Source organism: Yoonia tamlensis (assembly GCF_900115105.1).
GTDB classification, from domain to species: domain Bacteria; phylum Pseudomonadota; class Alphaproteobacteria; order Rhodobacterales; family Rhodobacteraceae; genus Yoonia; species Yoonia tamlensis.
This window is the reverse complement of record NZ_FOYP01000001.1, coordinates 1,564,973-1,580,750: the sequence shown is the minus strand read 5'-3', so window position 1 is coordinate 1,580,750 and position 15,778 is coordinate 1,564,973. Positions and strand designations below refer to the sequence as shown.

The window sequence follows — 15,778 nt, the reverse complement described above, 5'->3', positions numbered from 1 at the left end:
CCATGCGGCCCGTACAGTTGGCCGATCTGGAAATCGCGGCGCGGGTTGTGGCAGCACAGCCCGCGCCGGCACGGCGCGCGATGGTCAAATTGTTGTGCGATCAGGCGGATATGGCCGACATTTACCGGCTTGGCTGTGGCCTTGCACACCCGAAATTCGGCACCGGCACGCTGATGTCAGCGGCGATGAAACACCCGCAACCTGTCAAACCTGCCACGTCAGAGCCTGCGTTTTTGACCAGTCTTGCGCTGCTTTGCGCCCATCTCGGGGGGATCACGCCGGTTGATATGTGAAATCACAGCTTTGTTCTTGGCCACAGGCGCCGTTTTGTTCTAAACAGGAAGTCTGAGAGGCAAAGGAAACCCCGATGGCACATCCGAACCCAAGTTTGCGCGAAGTTGATCCGGTCTGGCGGCGTATCCGCACAGAAGCCGAAGACGCGATCAAGGCAGAGCCGCTGATCGGCGGGATGATCCATGCCTGCATTTTGCACCACAACAGCTTTGAAGGGGCGCTGGCCTACCGATTGTCGATGAAGCTGGCTTCGGCGGAAATGTCCGAACAGATCGTGCGCGAAATCGCCGATGCGGCCTATGCCGAAGATTCGTCGCTATGCGCGGCGGCGCGCGCCGATATCGTGGCCATCGTTGACCGTGACCCCGCCTGCCAGCGTTTCTTGCAACCTTTGATGTATTTCAAGGGGTTTCAGGCTGTGCAGGCCTACCGGCTCGGGCATTGGCTCTGGCAGCAGGGGCGGCGCGATCTGGCCTATTTTGTTCAAATGCGCGTCAGCGAGATTTTCGGCGTTGATATCCACCCCGCCGCGCGGATCGGTCAAGGGATCATGATCGACCACGCGCATTCGATCGTTGTCGGTGAAACGGCTGTGATCGGTGACAACGTATCGATGCTGCATTCCGTCACGCTTGGCGGGACCGGAAAGGAAGACGACGACCGGCATCCCAAGATTGGCAATGGCGTGCTGATCGGCGCAGGGGCCAAGGTGCTAGGCAATATTACTGTTGGTCACTGCAGTCGTATCGCGGCCGGATCTGTTGTTCTCGAAGACGTACCGCCGATGAAAACGGTCGCAGGCGTACCCGCACGCATCGTCGGCGAAGCAGGTTGTTCGCAGCCCGCAATGTCAATGAATCAGCTTTTGCCCAACGGAAGCTAACGACCGGCCAACACTACGCTGTTATGAAGGCGCTCGATTTGTGCTACAATCAGTCATTATTTGATTGATTGGAGGCATTTTAGAGATGAAACTTGGACAAATAGCTGTTCTTTCAGCGCTTGGAGCTTTGGCCGGCTGCGACATTCTTGATAATCTTGCAGACCGCGAACGGCAGACATTTGTGTTGCGACCCACTGTGCAAGGCGTGCATCATGTCGCGGCATCCTACACAACCGGGGTTTGCCCGTTCCTGCAACGTACCGGAACTGGCTCGGCGTTGATGCACGACTGGCGTGATACTGGGGGGCGCGACCGTGGCGATGTGCGGGTCGGCTTCGAATCTACGCTTATCCCAGGCCAAGACCCGATCCCTTGTAATACATGGATACATCACGCCTATCAGGGCAAAGCATTTTTCGATCTTGCCGCTATTCCTGAAGGAAGCATTGTCGAAACGGCGCAGCTGTCGTTGATGGGGCGCAGGCCTGCAATTGCGGATAGGACAACCGAGGCGATCCCGTGTTTTCTTGATATCGGCGAAGCATCAGGATTGACGACAAGTGATTATGATTTTGTTTCTGGTGGCGCCGACGACCTGATTTCCTATGGCCCGCTCCGGCCGAACCTGAGTTCAGGTGACATATCACGCACTGTCGCCAAATGGGTGCGCGAACGCGAAGGCGATAATTGGCTGGTCTTATCAAGCGGGCCGGGTGAAGCATTTGTTGAACATGATGGCCGACAAGCAACGGTGCACTGCGCCCGCGATATTTCGGATATATCGATCACCGTCGTTGCACTGGTGCCGCCCACCTAAACGGCGCGCGCGGTCACGCGGCTGAGTCGGACGTATAGGACGACGTGCCGCGTCACGGCCGTGTGTAGGCAGATCGTTGGTGAAGCGGGCTGTGCCCAGCCCGCAATGTCGATCTAACTTGTGATTGAGGGCAAATAGTCAGTCAAGGCAAATGAAATCGGGCATAGAGCTACCGTATCGCTAGCTGGTCATAGGCTTCCAGTGCTTTGACACCGTACATATAGGCAGGTCCCCCGCCCATCATCATACAAACTGAAATCACTTCGGCGATTTCATCACGCGTGGCACCTGCTTCGATGGCTGCGCGAACGTGAAAGCCAATACAATCGACACATTGCTTGGAAATACCTATTGCCAGCGCGATCAGCTCTTTTTGCTTTGCATCCAACGCCCCTGGCGTCATCGCCGCACGGTGAATTGCGGTAAAGCCATCTCCGGCCGGGCTTTGTACTTTGCGAAAGTTTTCGATGTTGCTGCTGGCTTCGGCCAGTTCGCTGTTCCAGTCCATGTCAGATGACTTTCTTGATTGCAAGTTGGCTCCTGAATGACGTGGAATGCAAAACGGCACCTTGATTTAACGCAAGGTGCCGTGTCGTTTTAGGGGTTTTCGTTGGTGGCTTAAGCCAACATCGTCATCGGGTTTTCAAGATTGTCCTTGATTGCGTTCAGAAGGTTTGCACCCAGAACGCCGTCAATCACGCGGTGATCGACCGACAATGTGCATGACATGACCGTGCCGACAGTCAGTTCGCCGTCTGCGCCAACGATTGGTTTTTTAACCCCCGCACCAACGGCCAGAATGGCGGAATGTGGCGGGTTGATGATGGCGTCAAAATTGTCGATGCCGAACATGCCAAGGTTGGAGATCGCAAAAGACCCGCCTTGGTATTCATGCGGTGCCAGTTTGCGGTCGCGCGCACGGGTAGCAAGGTCTTTCATCTGCTCGGACAGGGCCGACAATGATTTGCTATCAGCATCTTGCAGCACAGGTGTGAACAACCCGCCTTCGATGGCGACCGCGACCGCGACATCCGATTTTGTGAATTTCAGCGTCCGGTCACCGGCCCAAACAGCGTTGGCCTCGGGAACTTGCTGCAAGGCAATCGCGCAGGCCTTGATGATGAAGTCGTTGACGGACAGCTTGACGCCGCGCCCTTCGAGCTGCTTGTTCAACTGGCTGCGGAATTTGAGCAGCGCATCAAGCTGGATATCGCGGCGCAGGTAGAAATGCGGCACGGATTGTTTGGCTTCGGTCAGACGGGCGGCGATGGTTTTGCGCATCCCGTCGAGCTTGACCTCTTCGAACGGACGATCGGCATATGTTTTCAACACAACATCCGTTGACGGGCCGGTGGCCATTGTCGCGGCAGCGGGGGCTGCGGCTTTGGCGGCGGGCGCAGCAGCAGCTTTTGGCGCAGCGGTTGCATTTTCAACATCGGCTTTCACGATCCGACCATGCGGGCCAGAACCGGTGATCGCCGCCAGATCAAGACCCTTGTCCGCCGCGATCCGGCGGGCCAACGGGGTTGCAAAGATCCGGTTGCCGTCTTTGACGGGTGCGGCCGGGGCAGGGGTTGCGGGCTTATCGGAGCCCCCTGCGGGGGCCGCCTCTGCGCCCGCGGCGGGCGTTGCCGCCGGTGCCGCAGCCGGTGTTGCGCCAATGTCGGCGGCGCTTTCGCCATCTTCAAGCAAAACGGCAATCACTGTGTTGACTTTCACGCCTTCGGTACCTTCGGCGATGATGATCTTGCCGACCACCCCTTCGTCAACGGCTTCGAATTCCATCGTGGCTTTGTCGGTTTCGATTTCGGCCATGATATCGCCAGAGGACACGGTGTCGCCCTCTTTGACGTGCCATTTGGCCAATGTGCCTTCCTCCATTGTGGGGGACAGGGCGGGCATCAGGATTTCTGTAGGCATCGCATTGTCTCCTTAGCGGTAGGTCACTGATTTACAGGCGTCGACGACTTCGTCGACGGTCAGCAAAGCATGTTTTTCAAGGTTGGCAGCATAGGGCATCGGCACGTCCTTGCCGGTGCAGTTGATCACTGGGGCATCAAGATAATCAAACGCCTCTTGCATGATGACGTTGCTGATATATCCGCCGACGGACCCTTGCGGCCAGCCTTCTTCGACGGTGACACAGCGGTTTGTCTTGCGCACAGAGGCAAGGATCGTTGCGGTATCCATCGGACGCAGGGTGCGCAGGTTGATCACTTCGGCGCTGATCCCGTCAGCGGCCAGTTTTTCGGCGGCTTCAAGCGCATAGCCGACACCGATCCCGAAGGAAACGATGGTTACATCATCGCCGCCGCGTTCGATCTTGGCCTTGCCAAAGGGAATAGTGAAATCATCCATGTCAGGCACATCAAAGGATTTGCCGTACATGATTTCGTTTTCAAGGAAGATCACAGGGTTGGGGTCGCGGATGGCAGTTTTCATCAGACCTTTGGCATCAGCGGCAGAATAGGGCATCACAACCTTGAGGCCAGGCACCTGCATATACCACGCGGCATAACACTGCGAATGCTGCGCGCCGACGCGGGCAGCGGCACCGTTTGGCCCACGGAATACCATCGGCGCACCCATCTGGCCGCCAGACATATAAAGCGTCTTGGCGGCAGAGTTAATAAGGTGATCAATGGCTTGCATGGCGAAGTTAAAAGTCATGAATTCGACAATCGGCTTCAATCCACCAAAGGCGGCACCTGTCGCGATACCGGCAAAACCATGTTCGGTAATGGGCGTATCAATCACGCGTTTGGCGCTGAATTCATCCAGCAGCCCTTGCGAGATCTTATAGGCGCCTTGGTATTCGGCGACCTCTTCCCCCATCAAGAACACATCATCGTCGCGGCGCATTTCTTCGGCCATCGCATCGCGCAGGGCGGTGCGGACGGTGGTTGATGTCACGGGCGTATCGGCGGGCCAATCAGGGGTGGCATCAACAACCGGGGCCGCAGGGGCCGCAGCTGCTGCAGGCGCCGCTGCAACAGGCTCTGCCGCGGAAGGCGCTGCGGCCGCAGGGGCGGCACCCGCTTCGGGGACAGCTTCACCTTCTTCGATCAGGATCGCGATAACTTCGTTTACCTTGACGTTTTCGGTGCCTTCAGCGATCAGGATTTTGCCAACGATCCCTTCGTCAACAGCTTCGAATTCCATCGTGGCTTTGTCGGTTTCGATCTCGGCCATGATGTCACCGGATGAAACAGTGTCACCTTCTTTGACCAACCATTTGGCCAATGTGCCTTCTTCCATGGTGGGCGACAGGGCGGGCATGAGAATTTCAGTTGCCATGGCTTAAGCCTCCACTTCTGCGTAAATATCTGTCCAAAGCTCTTCCAATGCGGGCTCGGGGCTTTCCTTCGAGAATTCAGCCGCTTCGTTCACCACGGCTTTGATCTCTTTGTCGATGGCTTTCAGGTCATCCTCGGATGCATGTTTGCCTGTCAGCAACATATCGCGGACCTGCTCGATCGGGTCACGTTCATCGCGCATTTTCTGCACTTCGTCGCGGGTCCGGTATTTTGCGGGGTCAGACATGGAGTGCCCGCGGTAGCGGTATGTCTTGACCTCGAGGATATAGGGGCCTTTGCCTGCGCGGCAGTGTGCCACGGCGCGTTCGCCCGCCTCTTTGACGGCCAGAACCGACATCCCGTCAACTTCTTCGCCTTTGATGCCATAAGCGGCACCGCGTTCCCACAAGGATGGGGATTTGGTGGAGCGGACTACAGATGTACCCATCGCGTAGCCGTTGTTTTCAATCACGAAAATAACCGGCAGGTCCCACAGTTGCGCCATGTTGTAGGTCTCGTAGACCTGACCCTGGTTCGCCGCGCCATCACCGAAATAGGCGAATGTCACGCGGTCATTGCCTTTGTATTTGTCCGAAAATGCAAGACCCGCGCCCAGTGGAACCTGCGCCCCAACAATGCCGTGACCGCCGTAGAAATGTTTCTCCTTAGAGAACATATGCATCGAGCCGCCTTTGCCCTTTGAAAAGCCGCCTTCGCGGCCGGTCAATTCGGCCATAATGCCTTTGGGGTCCATGCCGCAGGCCAGCATATGGCCGTGGTCGCGGTAGGATGTCACGCGCTTGTCGCCCTCATCAGCTGCGGCCTCAAGTCCGACAACAACGGCCTCTTGACCGATATAAAGGTGACAGAAACCGCCGATCAGGCCCATGCCATAAAGTTGGCCTGCCTTTTCTTCAAATCGCCGGATCAGCAGCATTTCACGGTAATGCCCCAGCAGTTCCTCGGCTGAGACGTTTGGTTTCGCGGCGGCCTTTTTGGGCGGCATGGGTGCTCCTCCAGCGTTTATTGCAAATATAGTTTAACGTTAAACTATCTTATACAGGAGGACTGTCAAGATTACGAGGGGTAAAGTGAAAACTGTTGTTTTGGAGGTGTTTTCAGCGATTTACACCCCGAAAACTGTGCGATTCTGCGATGCGGACCCAAATTAATGTGACCTAGGGTAAAAATGCCTGCGCAAATGTTAATACGGCGTGTGCCAGCCTGCAGCGCCAGCCATTGGCCGGTTGCGCGCATGATCTATGGCCAGTTGTTCTTTCAAATGCATATCTTGTATACTAGAATACAGAAATCAAATTTGTAGGAGGCCACCATGCTCACCATCAAACGTCTTGGCATTGACGATGCCTATGTCCTAATCGCGGGTGCGCGCGCCAAAGCGCAAGAGATCGATGTGCCGATGTGTATCGCGATCACCGATGAAAGCGGCAATCTGATTGCGTTTGAACGGATGAATGGCGGCAAGGTCACCGCGATTACCCTTGCGATCGATAAAAGCTTTACCGCAATCGGCATTCGCAAAGGCACCCATTTGCTTGGCGATGCCAATCAACCCGGCCAGCCGGCACATGGTATTTCATCTGCTTTGGGCGGGCGCATGGTCGCAATTGGCGGCGGTCTGCCGGTATTTGCAGGCGAAGAGGTTGTCGGTGGTATCGGTGTCAGCTCCGGGTCACCCGCGCAGGATCTTTCGGTGGCAGAAGCTGCGGTTCAGGCATTCGCGGCAAGTCAGGGTAAATAGGGTATTCGGGCGAACTAGCGAATAACAACCTCATCCGCCCGGATAAGTCCCAATACGTCGCGCGCTTGCTGGTCGAGCAGGTCGAGGTCCAGAAAATCGTCCGACAGGCGAGAGGTGAGGTTTTCCATGCGCCCCACCTCTGCCTGAAGGATTGCCAGTTCTTGTTCTAACGCTGCGCCCTCCGCGCGGATCTCGATACGCTTGAACAGGCCATAATCACCCTGCACGGCGGCAAAAGTGAAATAAAGCCCAAGCATCAAAGCGCCTAGGAAATACAAAAGGGTGCCCATTTGGGGGCGGTGACGTCGGAACATTTGCTTGCCTCAGATGTTACCTCTTGCGGGTAACTGGCCATAGAATCGCACATCTGATTCGCAATGTGAATCCCCTATTTTCCGCAGATAGGGGATAATCACTGGATTTTGGCGGAATTACGCCTTGCCGCGATAGATATCCATCAGCTTGGACAACATCGCCAGCGCATCCGCACGGTCGCGCTGGAACGAGTTACGCCCGATGATCGACCCGTTGCCGCCACCATCGCGGATCGCGCGCGCGTCGTCATAAACCGCGTCGGCACCTTTGGCCGCACCACCCGAAAACACCATCAAACGCCGCCCGCCAAGCGCACTGTCAACGCAATGTTTGACCCGAGCAGCTTGGGTGGAAATATCGATCCCTTCGGCCTCGTAGACTTTTTTGGCTTCGGGCAGGGACAGATGATCGGTGGATAGTTTGATCTTGATGATATGTGCGCCCAACAGACCTGCGATTTGTGCAGCATAGGCGGCGATATCAATCGCGGTTTCCCCGTCTTTATCCAAAGCTTCACCACGTGGGTAGGACCAGATCACAGTGGCAACGCCCTTGGCCGCGGCCTCGCGGCGCATTTCTGCGATATCGCCAAACATGTTCAGCGCAGCCGATGACCCGGGATAGATCGTGAACCCGATGGCCGATGCACCAAGGCGCAGGGCGTCGTCAACCGATGCGGTGATCGCTTGGGTTTTTGGTGCCGCGTCAGGGATCAGCGAATTGGCCGAGTTCACTTTCAGGATCGTCGGGATCTGCCCAGCAAATGTATCTGCGCCCGCCTCGAGCATGCCCAAGGGTGCCGCATAGGCGTTCAGCCCTGCGTCAATCGCCAGCTGGTAATGGTAATGCGGGTCATAGGCGGCAGGGTTGGGTGCGAACGACCGTGCAGGCCCGTGTTCAAACCCTTGGTCCACGGGCAGAATGATCATCTTGCCGGTGCCGCCCAGTTTGCCGGCCATCATGATGCGGGCAAGGTTTGCCTTAACGCCGGGTGTTTCACCTTCGTAATTGGCCAGAATACGTTGGACGGCTTTTGTGGTTTTCATGGTATCGCACCCTTTGTTTGCTGTTCGCTAAGCGCGCTTTAACAGCTTGAAACAAGGGTACAATGACGGTTGCGCTAACATACCAGATGTTTGCGTTAACATCGATTGGACGGGGCAAAATTAGCCAAATGACAGACCAGAAAGCCAATCAAGCACGACACGTACCCGTGGTGATAAATGCCTGTCTCGCAGGTAAACAGCGGCCAATGGCGACGGTGTCGGCTGACAGTTTGGCAGGATTTCAACCAGCCGCCCCTGCGTCAGATCCGCAAGCACGCGGTAGCGTGGTAGCTGCGCGATACCAAGCCCTGCACGCGCCGCTGCGATCAGCGTCTCTGTACCTGTCACGGTCAATTTACATGGCAGCCTGCGCGTGACAACCTTGCCTTGCACCGCGAAATCAAGTGGCAAGACATCGCGGGTGCGCGACGAAAAATATCCCACCATATGGTGTCCCCCAAAATCATCCGGTGAGTTCGGCATGCGGCGTCCCGCAAGATAGGCAGGTGCCGCGACTGTAATCTCGTCCAGCGTACCAAGCGGGCGTCGGATCAGATCACTATCGTCAAGCGGGCCGGTGCGCAGCGCAATATCGACGCCTTCGCGGATCAAATCGACAAGCCGTTCACCTTCGGAAATGACCAGATCAAGCTCAGGGTGCGCATCCAGAAATGCGGGCAGGGCGGGTAGCAACACCTCGCGGGCCAATGACCCGACAGCGTCAATGCGCACGCGCCCATGGGCTGGCACCCCGCGAAAGGCGGCCTCGGCGTCTTCGATCTGTGCGACAATCTCGCGGCAGCGTTCATACCACGCAAGCCCGTCTGGTGTTGGTGCAACTACCCGCGTCGTGCGATCTAAAAGACGGGTGCCAAGCCGCGCTTCGGCGCGTTTTACAACATCCGATACCGTCGACGGCGGCATGCCAAGCACCGTTGCTGCAGCCCGAAAACTGCGCGCTTCGACCACATGCATAAAGATGCGCATTTCTGAAAACCGGTCCATGCCGCATTATTGTTCGAAAAATCCGGATAGTAAAACCGAAAATGCGCGAATTGTCCGGAATTGGGTCGCGGCGTACCAATCGGCATGGTTAAAGGAGAAACCCATGACACAAGAGAAATTGAATGCGGCGATCGTGACGGGTGGTTCGCGCGGGATTGGTGCCGCAATTGCGCAGCGTTTGGCGGCAGATGGTTTTGCGGTGATCGTCAATTACGCAGGCCGCGCGGATGCCGCCCAAGAGGTTGTCGCGCAAATCACGGCGTCAGGTGGCAGGGCGCTAGCTGTGCGGGCGGATGTCAGCGATCCCGCGCAGGTCACCGAAATGTTCGAAACATGCGTCGCACAATTTGGCGCGCCTGACCTGCTGGTCAATAACGCGGGCGTCATGACGCTGGCACCTTTGGTTGATACATCTGACGCGGATTTCGACCGGATGGTTGCGATCAACCTCAAGGGCGTTTTCAACTGTCTGCGCGCGGCGGGAAGATCAATGCAAGATGGGGCACGCATCATCAACATTTCAACGACGGCGCTAACAGTGAACTTTCCCGGTTACGCAGGCTATTGCGCGGCCAAAGCAGGGGTTGACGCGATGACGCCGATTTTTGCCAAGGAACTGGCTGGGCGCAATATCACCGTGAACGGGATTGCCCCGGGACCGGTCGCGACAGCGCTTTATCTTGATGGCAAAACGCCGGAGCAGCTGGAACATGTTGCAGGCCTGTCGCCTATGGGGCGGATCGGGCAGCCCGAGGATATCGCAAATCTGGTTGCAGCAATGGTGCGCGGCGATGCGGGTTGGGTGAACGGCCAGACCCTACGCGCCAATGGTGGCATGGCCTAGGGCAATGGCCCGCAGGGTTGCCTGCGGGCCAGCAATGTTTATTCCGCGACCAGATAGCGCGCGGGAAGATCGGCGTTGATCCAATCGGTGACCGCTTGCTGTTCGACCTGCGCAGCAATCGCGTGCCAAGCCTGCGCGACATCGGGCCCGCGCGCACCAAACCGTGCGGTGATTTCATCGCGCAGTGATGCGGCGGCGATATCGCCCGCGGCTTCGGCCAAAAGCGCATAGTAATAAGCGTGCGCATAAGACCGCGCCTTGCCTGTGCCGGTCAGGTAATCCAACGCCAGCGTCCGCAGATCACGCGGATCATCACCAGTGACCAGCGCGATAGGTGCGGGTGCGCCTGTTGTGGTCAGGTGCAGGTCTTGCGCGGCCAGTACGGCCTGCGTGGTCATCCGCGCTTCAAGCCGGTCAAGCAGTCCGATCGCACCGGCTTCGCCCGCGGCTGCCGCAACCAGCGCATGGCGGTAGGCATTGGGCACATCGCTGTCTTGCTGCGCGCGCGCCAGCAAAACGGCCGCAGCGCCCGCCGTTGCGGGGGCATCAAGCAGCGGTTCCAGCAGGCCGACGACCATGCTCGTGCTGCGCGGCACGCCATTCCCGTCAAGCAGCGCCGTGGCCAGCGCAATACGCGCATCATCCGACAGGGTTTCGGGCGTTTGCACGGCAGCCAAAGCATCAAGGCTCAGGATTTGCGAGCGTGCCAGCGGTGTCGCGCGTACCTGAAGCCCGAGCCCCGCAATCAGATCCAGCGGATCGGCATACATTTCAGGCTCAAGCGTGATGCCGTTCTCGGGCAGGGTGGCTTCGATGGTGATTTCGCCCGGATCGGTGACATAGGCTTCGACCTGCGCCATCAGATCCCCGACAAAGCGGCGTTCAACCGCGCCTAGCGGGCGCAACCCGTCTTGGCTCAGCATGCCTGACACGCCTTGTGTGCCCATTTCGCGGATCATCACCGGATCACGCAGGTTTTCGGGCAGTACCTGCGAAATAGCGGCCCAGCCGCCATCATCTTTGAGCGTCGCAACCGCGCGGGTCACGCGGATCGCAGGTTCGGCAGGCACCCCGTAGCGCCCCAAACGCGGCAGGATCGTGCCCGATGCGGAATAATCCAGCACCGCCAGCCCGTTGATTGCCACTGTGCTATCAATCGCGGTCGCGCCGGTTGCATAGGTATATGACCCGCGCAGCTTGAACTGATCAATCGGCAGATCGCGGTAGCCCGCCGTGCGTAGCCCCACCGCCATATCGCGTTCAAAACAAGCCAGATTGGCCCGCGCACCGATCACGTTCAGATTGACCTCGGCGGCGGTTTGGAACGGGCTGGTGAAATCGCTCGATAGGGTCACGCGGGCGATTGTGATTTCGCATTGGCTGGCCTGATCATAGGGCAGCTGCGGGCGCGCCACGATCCCCGAAAGCGACACGATCCCGCGCATCGGATCGACCGACATGTGATCATATTGCAGTTCCATCTGCGTGCGCAGCCCCGAAATCCCCGCATGTGCAATCGCTGTTGCAATCCGGTCGGGGCTGAAAAATTCGCCCAATGTCGGCAGCGGGTCGCGGGTTTGAGCAAGCGCAGGCGTGCACAGGCAAAGCGCAAGCGCGGTGGTGGATAGGCTGTAAATCTTGTTCATAATGATCTCCTCTATCGGGACATCATTTATGAACGCCGTTCACATTGCAAGACAAAAGTTGATTGCGGGCCGAATACGCTGCAACATCAACAAAGTTTCGGGGGCACCCATGGCGGCCACGCGCGCAAAACCGGCCCATCTGACAGCCAACCGAATATGTGCTAGGGTCGGGCCAAACCTATCGAAAAGGATCTAAGATGATGTCTTCTCAGGGCGGGTGCCTTTGTGGCGCATTGCGGTATGAGGTCAAAAAGCAGCCTTCGCGCACAACCATGTGCCATTGCAAATTCTGCCAACGTGCGACTGGTGGCGCCTATCTCGTTGAACCCGTGTTCGATAGTTCGGATTTTGCGCTTATTCGCGGCAATCCCAAACGCTATACGCATGTGTCAGAGGGCAGCGGAATGGAAGTATATATCCACTTCTGTGATACCTGCGGCACAAAAATCTATCTGACGTTCGCGCGTTTTGAAGGCGCTGTCGGGGTGTATGGTGGAACCTTTGATGATCCCGACTGGCTGCAAATCAGCCCTGAAAATGCCAAGCATATTTTTCTGGATTCTGCGTGGAAAGGTACCGTGATCCCGCCGCATTTTCCCACCTATCGCGCGCATGCATTCGAAAACGACGGCACGGTGATCGCACCAATGGTTTATGACGCGCCGCACATCATCGGTGGCAAATAACGCGTGATTTGGGCAATGGCAGGCGGGATGGTTAACCCGGTGTCTTGTTGCGCCATGTTCCACCGAACTTTTGTATTATGCGCCGAAACCGATAGGGGCGCCCATCAAGAGCTGCGCCAATCAATGGCGAAAGTAACTTTTGTTTCCTTAGATCTGTAATAAAGTTATGTCCGTGCTGCGGAAAGATGAAATGACGGACACCTTTAACCACCGGAAATTTCTTGGCATGGCGCAGCTCGCTAGGATTCCCGCCGTGTACAATGTAAATCAACTGCCCGACCCGCGGTTGTAAGGGGACAACATCGTATTTGAATTCTGAAATTACCTTGCGAAATCGTAACCAACGTCGCTCGTCCGGCATCGTGGCGGGGTTAGCGGCATATTGCGGTGTAAAGGCGATTACAACGTCAGCATTTGTCAGCGGTGCCAAATAGAGAGCCATGCTTGCCCCCATTGAATTTCCTAGCAGTGAAAGCTTGGAGAGGGCGTGCTGCTTCATAATCATCGCAATCGTATCACGGATGACGGTATCGATGCCCGCTGCGTTTAGCCAGCTACGACTCCGGTCGCTCACAAAGAGCACGCTGTTTTTCCCGCCCTGTGAAGCAGACGCAAAAAATGTAATAGGCTGATAGCCCCTGGGCCTTTCCCCGACGCCACTAAATGCAACAACCAAGTGATCGTTCGTCCCCGCAAGAAATTGCATTCGCAGCGGAGGCGCACAGGGGATCTGTTCAAGCGTTGTCTTCGTAGAATTAGCCAAGTGCCGCGACACCGGGTAGGGTTTTGCCTTCCATCCATTCAAGGAACGCACCGCCAGCGGTCGAGATATAGGTGAAATCAGCGCCGTGACCCGATGCGTTGATCGCTGCAACCGTATCGCCGCCGCCGCCAACCGACACCAATGCACCCGCTTTGGTCTGGGTGGCGATCACGTCCAGAATGCCAAATGTGCCGGCGTGGAACGGTGTCAGCTCGAACACGCCCAAAGGCCCGTTCATGATCAGCGTTTTCGCATTTTTGACGACCCCGTTGATATAATCAACCGTCTGCGGGCCTGCGTCAAAAATCATCGCGTCATCGGGGCAATCAGCTGCAGCCACGGTTTCATGCGCGGCGTTGGCCTTGAATTCGCGGGCGATCACGATGTCGCGGGGCAGGATAATTTCGCACCCTGCGGCATCTGCTTTGGCCAGAATATCGCGGGCGGTGTCGGCCAGATCATGTTCGCACAGCGATTTGCCGACGTTGATCCCTTGCGCCGCCAAGAACGTATTTGCCATGCCGCCGCCGATCACCAGATGATCGACTTTGCCAACCAGATTGCCCAAAAGGTCCAGTTTCGTGGACACTTTTGCGCCGCCAACCACCGCAACAACAGGGCGGGCAGGGGCGCCAAGCGCTTTTTCCAACGCGCCCAATTCCTCGGCCATCAGACGGCCTGCACAGGCGGGCAGCAGTTTTGCAATCGCTTCGGTACTGGCATGGGCGCGGTGTGCGGCCGAAAACGCATCGTTGACATAGATATCGGCAAGGCTTGCCAGTTCTTGGGCAAAAGCCGCGTCATTCTTTTCTTCGCCCGCGTTAAACCGCAGGTTTTCAAGCAGCAAAACATCGCCGTCGTCCATTTCGGCCACGGCTTCGGCGTAATCATCGCTGACAAAGGTGACAGGCAGGCCCAGCACATCGGACACGGCAGGCGCGATGATTTCAAGCGACATATCAGGCACAACCTGCCCTTTGGGACGGCCAAAATGCGCCATCAGGATCACTTTGCCGCCTTTGGCCTGAATGTCATCCACGGTGGCCGCAATACGTGCGATCCGGCTGGTGTCGGTGACCACGCCGTTTTCGACAGGCACGTTGATATCCACACGCACCAAAGCGCGTTTTCCGGCGAAATCCATGTCGTCGAGCGTTTTCCAAGCCATGTGAGATTCCTTTATGGGCCATGTTTCACGCTTTGTTGCGGCAAATGCTGCGTCACGTCAACCAGACCCGCTTGGCATTTTGTGCGCTTGGTCATATGTCAGTGGGCAATATAGCTAACAGGAGCCCAAAATGGCCGATATCAAAGATCCCGAAAACACGATTATCATGACCCTTGCCGGTGGCGATGTGACCATCGCACTGTTGCCCGATGTGGCCCCAAAGCACGTTGCGCGGATGAAAGAACTGGCGCGCGCTGGCAAATACGACAACGTGGCGTTCCACCGTGTGATTGACGGGTTCATGGCGCAGACGGGCGATGTGGCCAATGGCAACATGGAAGAAAACTTTGACATTGGGCGCGCAGGCACCGGCGGTTCCGACCTGCCTGATCTGCCAGCCGAGTTTTCCAAGGTGCCGCACGCACGCGGATCACTTGGTGCTGCACGCAGCCAGAACCCGAATTCGGCCAACAGCCAGTTCTTTATCAACTTCAAAGACAATGATTTCCTGAACGGCCAATACACTGTTTACGGTCAGGTGATTTCCGGCATGGAACATGTGGATGCGATCGTCAAAGGCGAGCCACCAATGTACCCAGACCGCATGATTTCCGTGAAAGTTGCTGCTGATGTTTAAGCTCGCTTCTGTTCTGACGCTTTTGGCGGGCCCTGCGCTTGCTGTCGGGCTCGAGATTGATGTCGCAGGCGAGGCCAACGGCACAATCACCATCGACCTGTTCGAAGAAACCGCCCCGCTGCACGCGGCCCAAATCGCCGCAATCGCGGAATCCGGTCTTTATGACGGTGTTGTGTTTCACCGCGTGATCGACGGTTTCATGGCGCAAACTGGCGATGTACAAAACGGCATCTTGGGCGGTGATCTGTCGATGGCGGGCACCGGTGGTTCCGAATTTGCCGATATTCCGGCCGAATTTACAGACCAGCCGTTTGAACGTGGCATTGTCGGCATGGCGCGCGCGCAGAACCCCAATTCTGCCAATAGCCAGTTCTTTATCATGTTCGAACCCGGCTATTTCCTGAACGGCCAATATACGGTTGTCGGCGAAGTCACCGCAGGCATGGACATCGTCGATGCGATCAAACGCGGCGCAGGTCAGAACGGCGCGGTCATTGGCCGCCCCGATGTGATGACCGCCGTGCGCGTCACCGAATAGCAAACTTCAAGCCCCCTCACATCTTTGCGAGGGGGCTAGTCCCGCGCGCCCGCTTCAGTCACCCTCAAGATCAGGGAG

Annotated in this window: 18 protein-coding genes; 8 read left to right on the top strand and 10 right to left on the bottom strand. The window is 57.0% G+C overall.

Annotated elements, in window-relative coordinates; all coding sequences use genetic code 11:
- Positions 1–2: 2 nt before the first annotated feature.
- The 3 genes from BM320_RS08210 to BM320_RS08200 all read left to right on the top strand — a co-directional run bounded on the left by BM320_RS08210 (position 3) and on the right by BM320_RS08200 (position 1,994).
- A complete protein-coding gene (locus BM320_RS08210; RefSeq protein WP_090198776.1) occupies positions 3–293 on the top strand; it encodes a DUF7742 family protein in 291 nt (96 codons plus the stop codon).
- A 74-nt stretch (positions 294–367) separates the two neighbouring features.
- Entirely contained in the window at positions 368–1,177 is an 810-nt protein-coding gene (cysE, locus tag BM320_RS08205; protein WP_090198774.1) for a serine O-acetyltransferase, read from the top strand.
- A gap of 85 nt (positions 1,178–1,262) precedes the next feature.
- Positions 1,263–1,994 (top strand): hypothetical protein, encoded by a 732-nt coding sequence (locus tag BM320_RS08200; RefSeq protein ID WP_090198769.1) that lies wholly within the window; start codon positions 1,263–1,265, stop codon positions 1,992–1,994.
- A 169-nt stretch (positions 1,995–2,163) separates the two neighbouring features.
- Here BM320_RS08200 and BM320_RS08195 read toward each other — a convergent pair whose 3' ends face one another.
- The 4 genes from BM320_RS08195 to pdhA form a co-directional block, all read right to left on the bottom strand.
- Positions 2,164–2,502, bottom strand: coding sequence for a carboxymuconolactone decarboxylase family protein (locus tag BM320_RS08195; protein ID WP_090198767.1), 339 nt, complete (start codon positions 2,500–2,502; stop codon positions 2,164–2,166).
- Positions 2,503–2,612: 110 nt separating this feature from the next.
- Positions 2,613–3,914 (bottom strand): pyruvate dehydrogenase complex dihydrolipoamide acetyltransferase, encoded by a 1,302-nt coding sequence (locus BM320_RS08190; protein ID WP_090198764.1) that lies wholly within the window; start codon positions 3,912–3,914, stop codon positions 2,613–2,615.
- Positions 3,915–3,926: 12 nt separating this feature from the next.
- Complete coding sequence (locus BM320_RS08185) at positions 3,927–5,291, bottom strand: pyruvate dehydrogenase complex E1 component subunit beta (protein WP_090198761.1); 1,365 nt, start codon at positions 5,289–5,291, stop codon at positions 3,927–3,929.
- 3 nt (positions 5,292–5,294) lie between these two features.
- Positions 5,295–6,296 (bottom strand): pyruvate dehydrogenase (acetyl-transferring) E1 component subunit alpha, encoded by a 1,002-nt coding sequence (gene pdhA / locus BM320_RS08180; protein ID WP_090198757.1) that lies wholly within the window; start codon positions 6,294–6,296, stop codon positions 5,295–5,297.
- Between the two features lie 327 nt (positions 6,297–6,623).
- Between pdhA and BM320_RS08175 the strand changes: the two genes are divergently transcribed.
- On the top strand, positions 6,624–7,052 hold the full coding sequence (locus tag BM320_RS08175) for a GlcG/HbpS family heme-binding protein (protein ID WP_090198754.1): 429 nt from the start codon (positions 6,624–6,626) through the stop codon (positions 7,050–7,052).
- A gap of 14 nt (positions 7,053–7,066) precedes the next feature.
- Here the strand turns inward: BM320_RS08175 and BM320_RS08170 are convergent, their stop codons facing one another.
- The 3 genes from BM320_RS08170 to BM320_RS08160 all read right to left on the bottom strand — a co-directional run bounded on the left by BM320_RS08170 (position 7,067) and on the right by BM320_RS08160 (position 9,418).
- On the bottom strand, positions 7,067–7,366 hold the full coding sequence (locus BM320_RS08170) for an FtsB family cell division protein (protein ID WP_090198751.1): 300 nt from the start codon (positions 7,364–7,366) through the stop codon (positions 7,067–7,069).
- A gap of 117 nt (positions 7,367–7,483) precedes the next feature.
- Positions 7,484–8,413 (bottom strand): class I fructose-bisphosphate aldolase, encoded by a 930-nt coding sequence (locus tag BM320_RS08165; protein WP_090198748.1) that lies wholly within the window; start codon positions 8,411–8,413, stop codon positions 7,484–7,486.
- Positions 8,414–8,533: 120 nt separating this feature from the next.
- Positions 8,534–9,418, bottom strand: coding sequence for a LysR family transcriptional regulator (locus BM320_RS08160; protein ID WP_090198745.1), 885 nt, complete (start codon positions 9,416–9,418; stop codon positions 8,534–8,536).
- A gap of 103 nt (positions 9,419–9,521) precedes the next feature.
- On the opposite strand from BM320_RS08160, the gene BM320_RS08155 reads away from it, so the two are divergent.
- Positions 9,522–10,262, top strand: a complete 741-nt coding sequence (locus tag BM320_RS08155) for an SDR family oxidoreductase (RefSeq protein ID WP_090200480.1) — start codon at positions 9,522–9,524, stop codon at positions 10,260–10,262.
- A gap of 38 nt (positions 10,263–10,300) precedes the next feature.
- On the opposite strand, the gene BM320_RS08150 is transcribed toward BM320_RS08155, so the two are convergent.
- Positions 10,301–11,908: a hypothetical protein gene (locus tag BM320_RS08150; protein WP_090198742.1), complete on the bottom strand. Its 1,608-nt coding sequence runs from the start codon at positions 11,906–11,908 to the stop codon at positions 10,301–10,303.
- Between the two features lie 197 nt (positions 11,909–12,105).
- On the opposite strand from BM320_RS08150, the gene BM320_RS08145 reads away from it, so the two are divergent.
- On the top strand, positions 12,106–12,594 hold the full coding sequence (locus BM320_RS08145) for a GFA family protein (protein WP_090198739.1): 489 nt from the start codon (positions 12,106–12,108) through the stop codon (positions 12,592–12,594).
- Between the two features lie 31 nt (positions 12,595–12,625).
- Here BM320_RS08145 and BM320_RS08140 read toward each other — a convergent pair whose 3' ends face one another.
- Both BM320_RS08140 and BM320_RS08135 read right to left on the bottom strand, forming a co-directional pair.
- On the bottom strand, positions 12,626–13,357 hold the full coding sequence (locus BM320_RS08140) for an alpha/beta fold hydrolase (RefSeq protein WP_090198735.1): 732 nt from the start codon (positions 13,355–13,357) through the stop codon (positions 12,626–12,628).
- Positions 13,350–14,525, bottom strand: coding sequence for a phosphoglycerate kinase (locus tag BM320_RS08135; RefSeq protein WP_090198732.1), 1,176 nt, complete (start codon positions 14,523–14,525; stop codon positions 13,350–13,352). Before BM320_RS08135 ends, BM320_RS08140 begins: the two co-directional genes overlap by 8 nt.
- Before the next feature lie 130 nt (positions 14,526–14,655).
- Here BM320_RS08135 and BM320_RS08130 point away from each other — a divergent pair, with 130 nt between their 5' ends.
- Positions 14,656–15,162 (top strand): peptidylprolyl isomerase, encoded by a 507-nt coding sequence (locus tag BM320_RS08130; RefSeq protein WP_090198729.1) that lies wholly within the window; start codon positions 14,656–14,658, stop codon positions 15,160–15,162.
- On the top strand, positions 15,155–15,700 hold the full coding sequence (locus BM320_RS08125) for a peptidylprolyl isomerase (protein WP_090198726.1): 546 nt from the start codon (positions 15,155–15,157) through the stop codon (positions 15,698–15,700). The genes BM320_RS08130 and BM320_RS08125 overlap by 8 nt, the downstream gene beginning before the upstream one ends.
- The last annotated feature ends 78 nt before the right edge of the window (positions 15,701–15,778 follow it).

Bases quoted from the DNA above. Each gene is read 5' to 3' on its own strand.
- BM320_RS08130 (WP_090198729.1), top strand. From the start codon at position 14,656: ATGGCCGATATCAAAGATCCCGAAAACACGATTATCATGACCCTTGCC.
- BM320_RS08175 (WP_090198754.1), top strand. From the start codon at position 6,624: ATGCTCACCATCAAACGTCTTGGCATTGACGATGCCTATGTCCTAATC.
- BM320_RS08165 (WP_090198748.1), bottom strand. From the start codon at position 8,413: ATGAAAACCACAAAAGCCGTCCAACGTATTCTGGCCAATTACGAAGGT.
- cysE (WP_090198774.1), top strand. From the start codon at position 368: ATGGCACATCCGAACCCAAGTTTGCGCGAAGTTGATCCGGTCTGGCGG.
- BM320_RS08150 (WP_090198742.1), bottom strand. From the start codon at position 11,908: ATGAACAAGATTTACAGCCTATCCACCACCGCGCTTGCGCTTTGCCTG.
- BM320_RS08190 (WP_090198764.1), bottom strand. From the start codon at position 3,914: ATGCCTACAGAAATCCTGATGCCCGCCCTGTCCCCCACAATGGAGGAA.
- BM320_RS08125 (WP_090198726.1), top strand. From the start codon at position 15,155: ATGTTTAAGCTCGCTTCTGTTCTGACGCTTTTGGCGGGCCCTGCGCTT.
- BM320_RS08200 (WP_090198769.1), top strand. From the start codon at position 1,263: ATGAAACTTGGACAAATAGCTGTTCTTTCAGCGCTTGGAGCTTTGGCC.
- BM320_RS08160 (WP_090198745.1), bottom strand. From the start codon at position 9,418: ATGGACCGGTTTTCAGAAATGCGCATCTTTATGCATGTGGTCGAAGCG.
- BM320_RS08135 (WP_090198732.1), bottom strand. From the start codon at position 14,525: ATGGCTTGGAAAACGCTCGACGACATGGATTTCGCCGGAAAACGCGCT.
- BM320_RS08210 (WP_090198776.1), top strand. From the start codon at position 3: ATGCGGCCCGTACAGTTGGCCGATCTGGAAATCGCGGCGCGGGTTGTG.
- BM320_RS08195 (WP_090198767.1), bottom strand. From the start codon at position 2,502: ATGGACTGGAACAGCGAACTGGCCGAAGCCAGCAGCAACATCGAAAAC.
- BM320_RS08145 (WP_090198739.1), top strand. From the start codon at position 12,106: ATGATGTCTTCTCAGGGCGGGTGCCTTTGTGGCGCATTGCGGTATGAG.
- BM320_RS08170 (WP_090198751.1), bottom strand. From the start codon at position 7,366: ATGTTCCGACGTCACCGCCCCCAAATGGGCACCCTTTTGTATTTCCTA.
- BM320_RS08155 (WP_090200480.1), top strand. From the start codon at position 9,522: ATGACACAAGAGAAATTGAATGCGGCGATCGTGACGGGTGGTTCGCGC.
- pdhA (WP_090198757.1), bottom strand. From the start codon at position 6,296: ATGCCGCCCAAAAAGGCCGCCGCGAAACCAAACGTCTCAGCCGAGGAA.
- BM320_RS08185 (WP_090198761.1), bottom strand. From the start codon at position 5,291: ATGGCAACTGAAATTCTCATGCCCGCCCTGTCGCCCACCATGGAAGAA.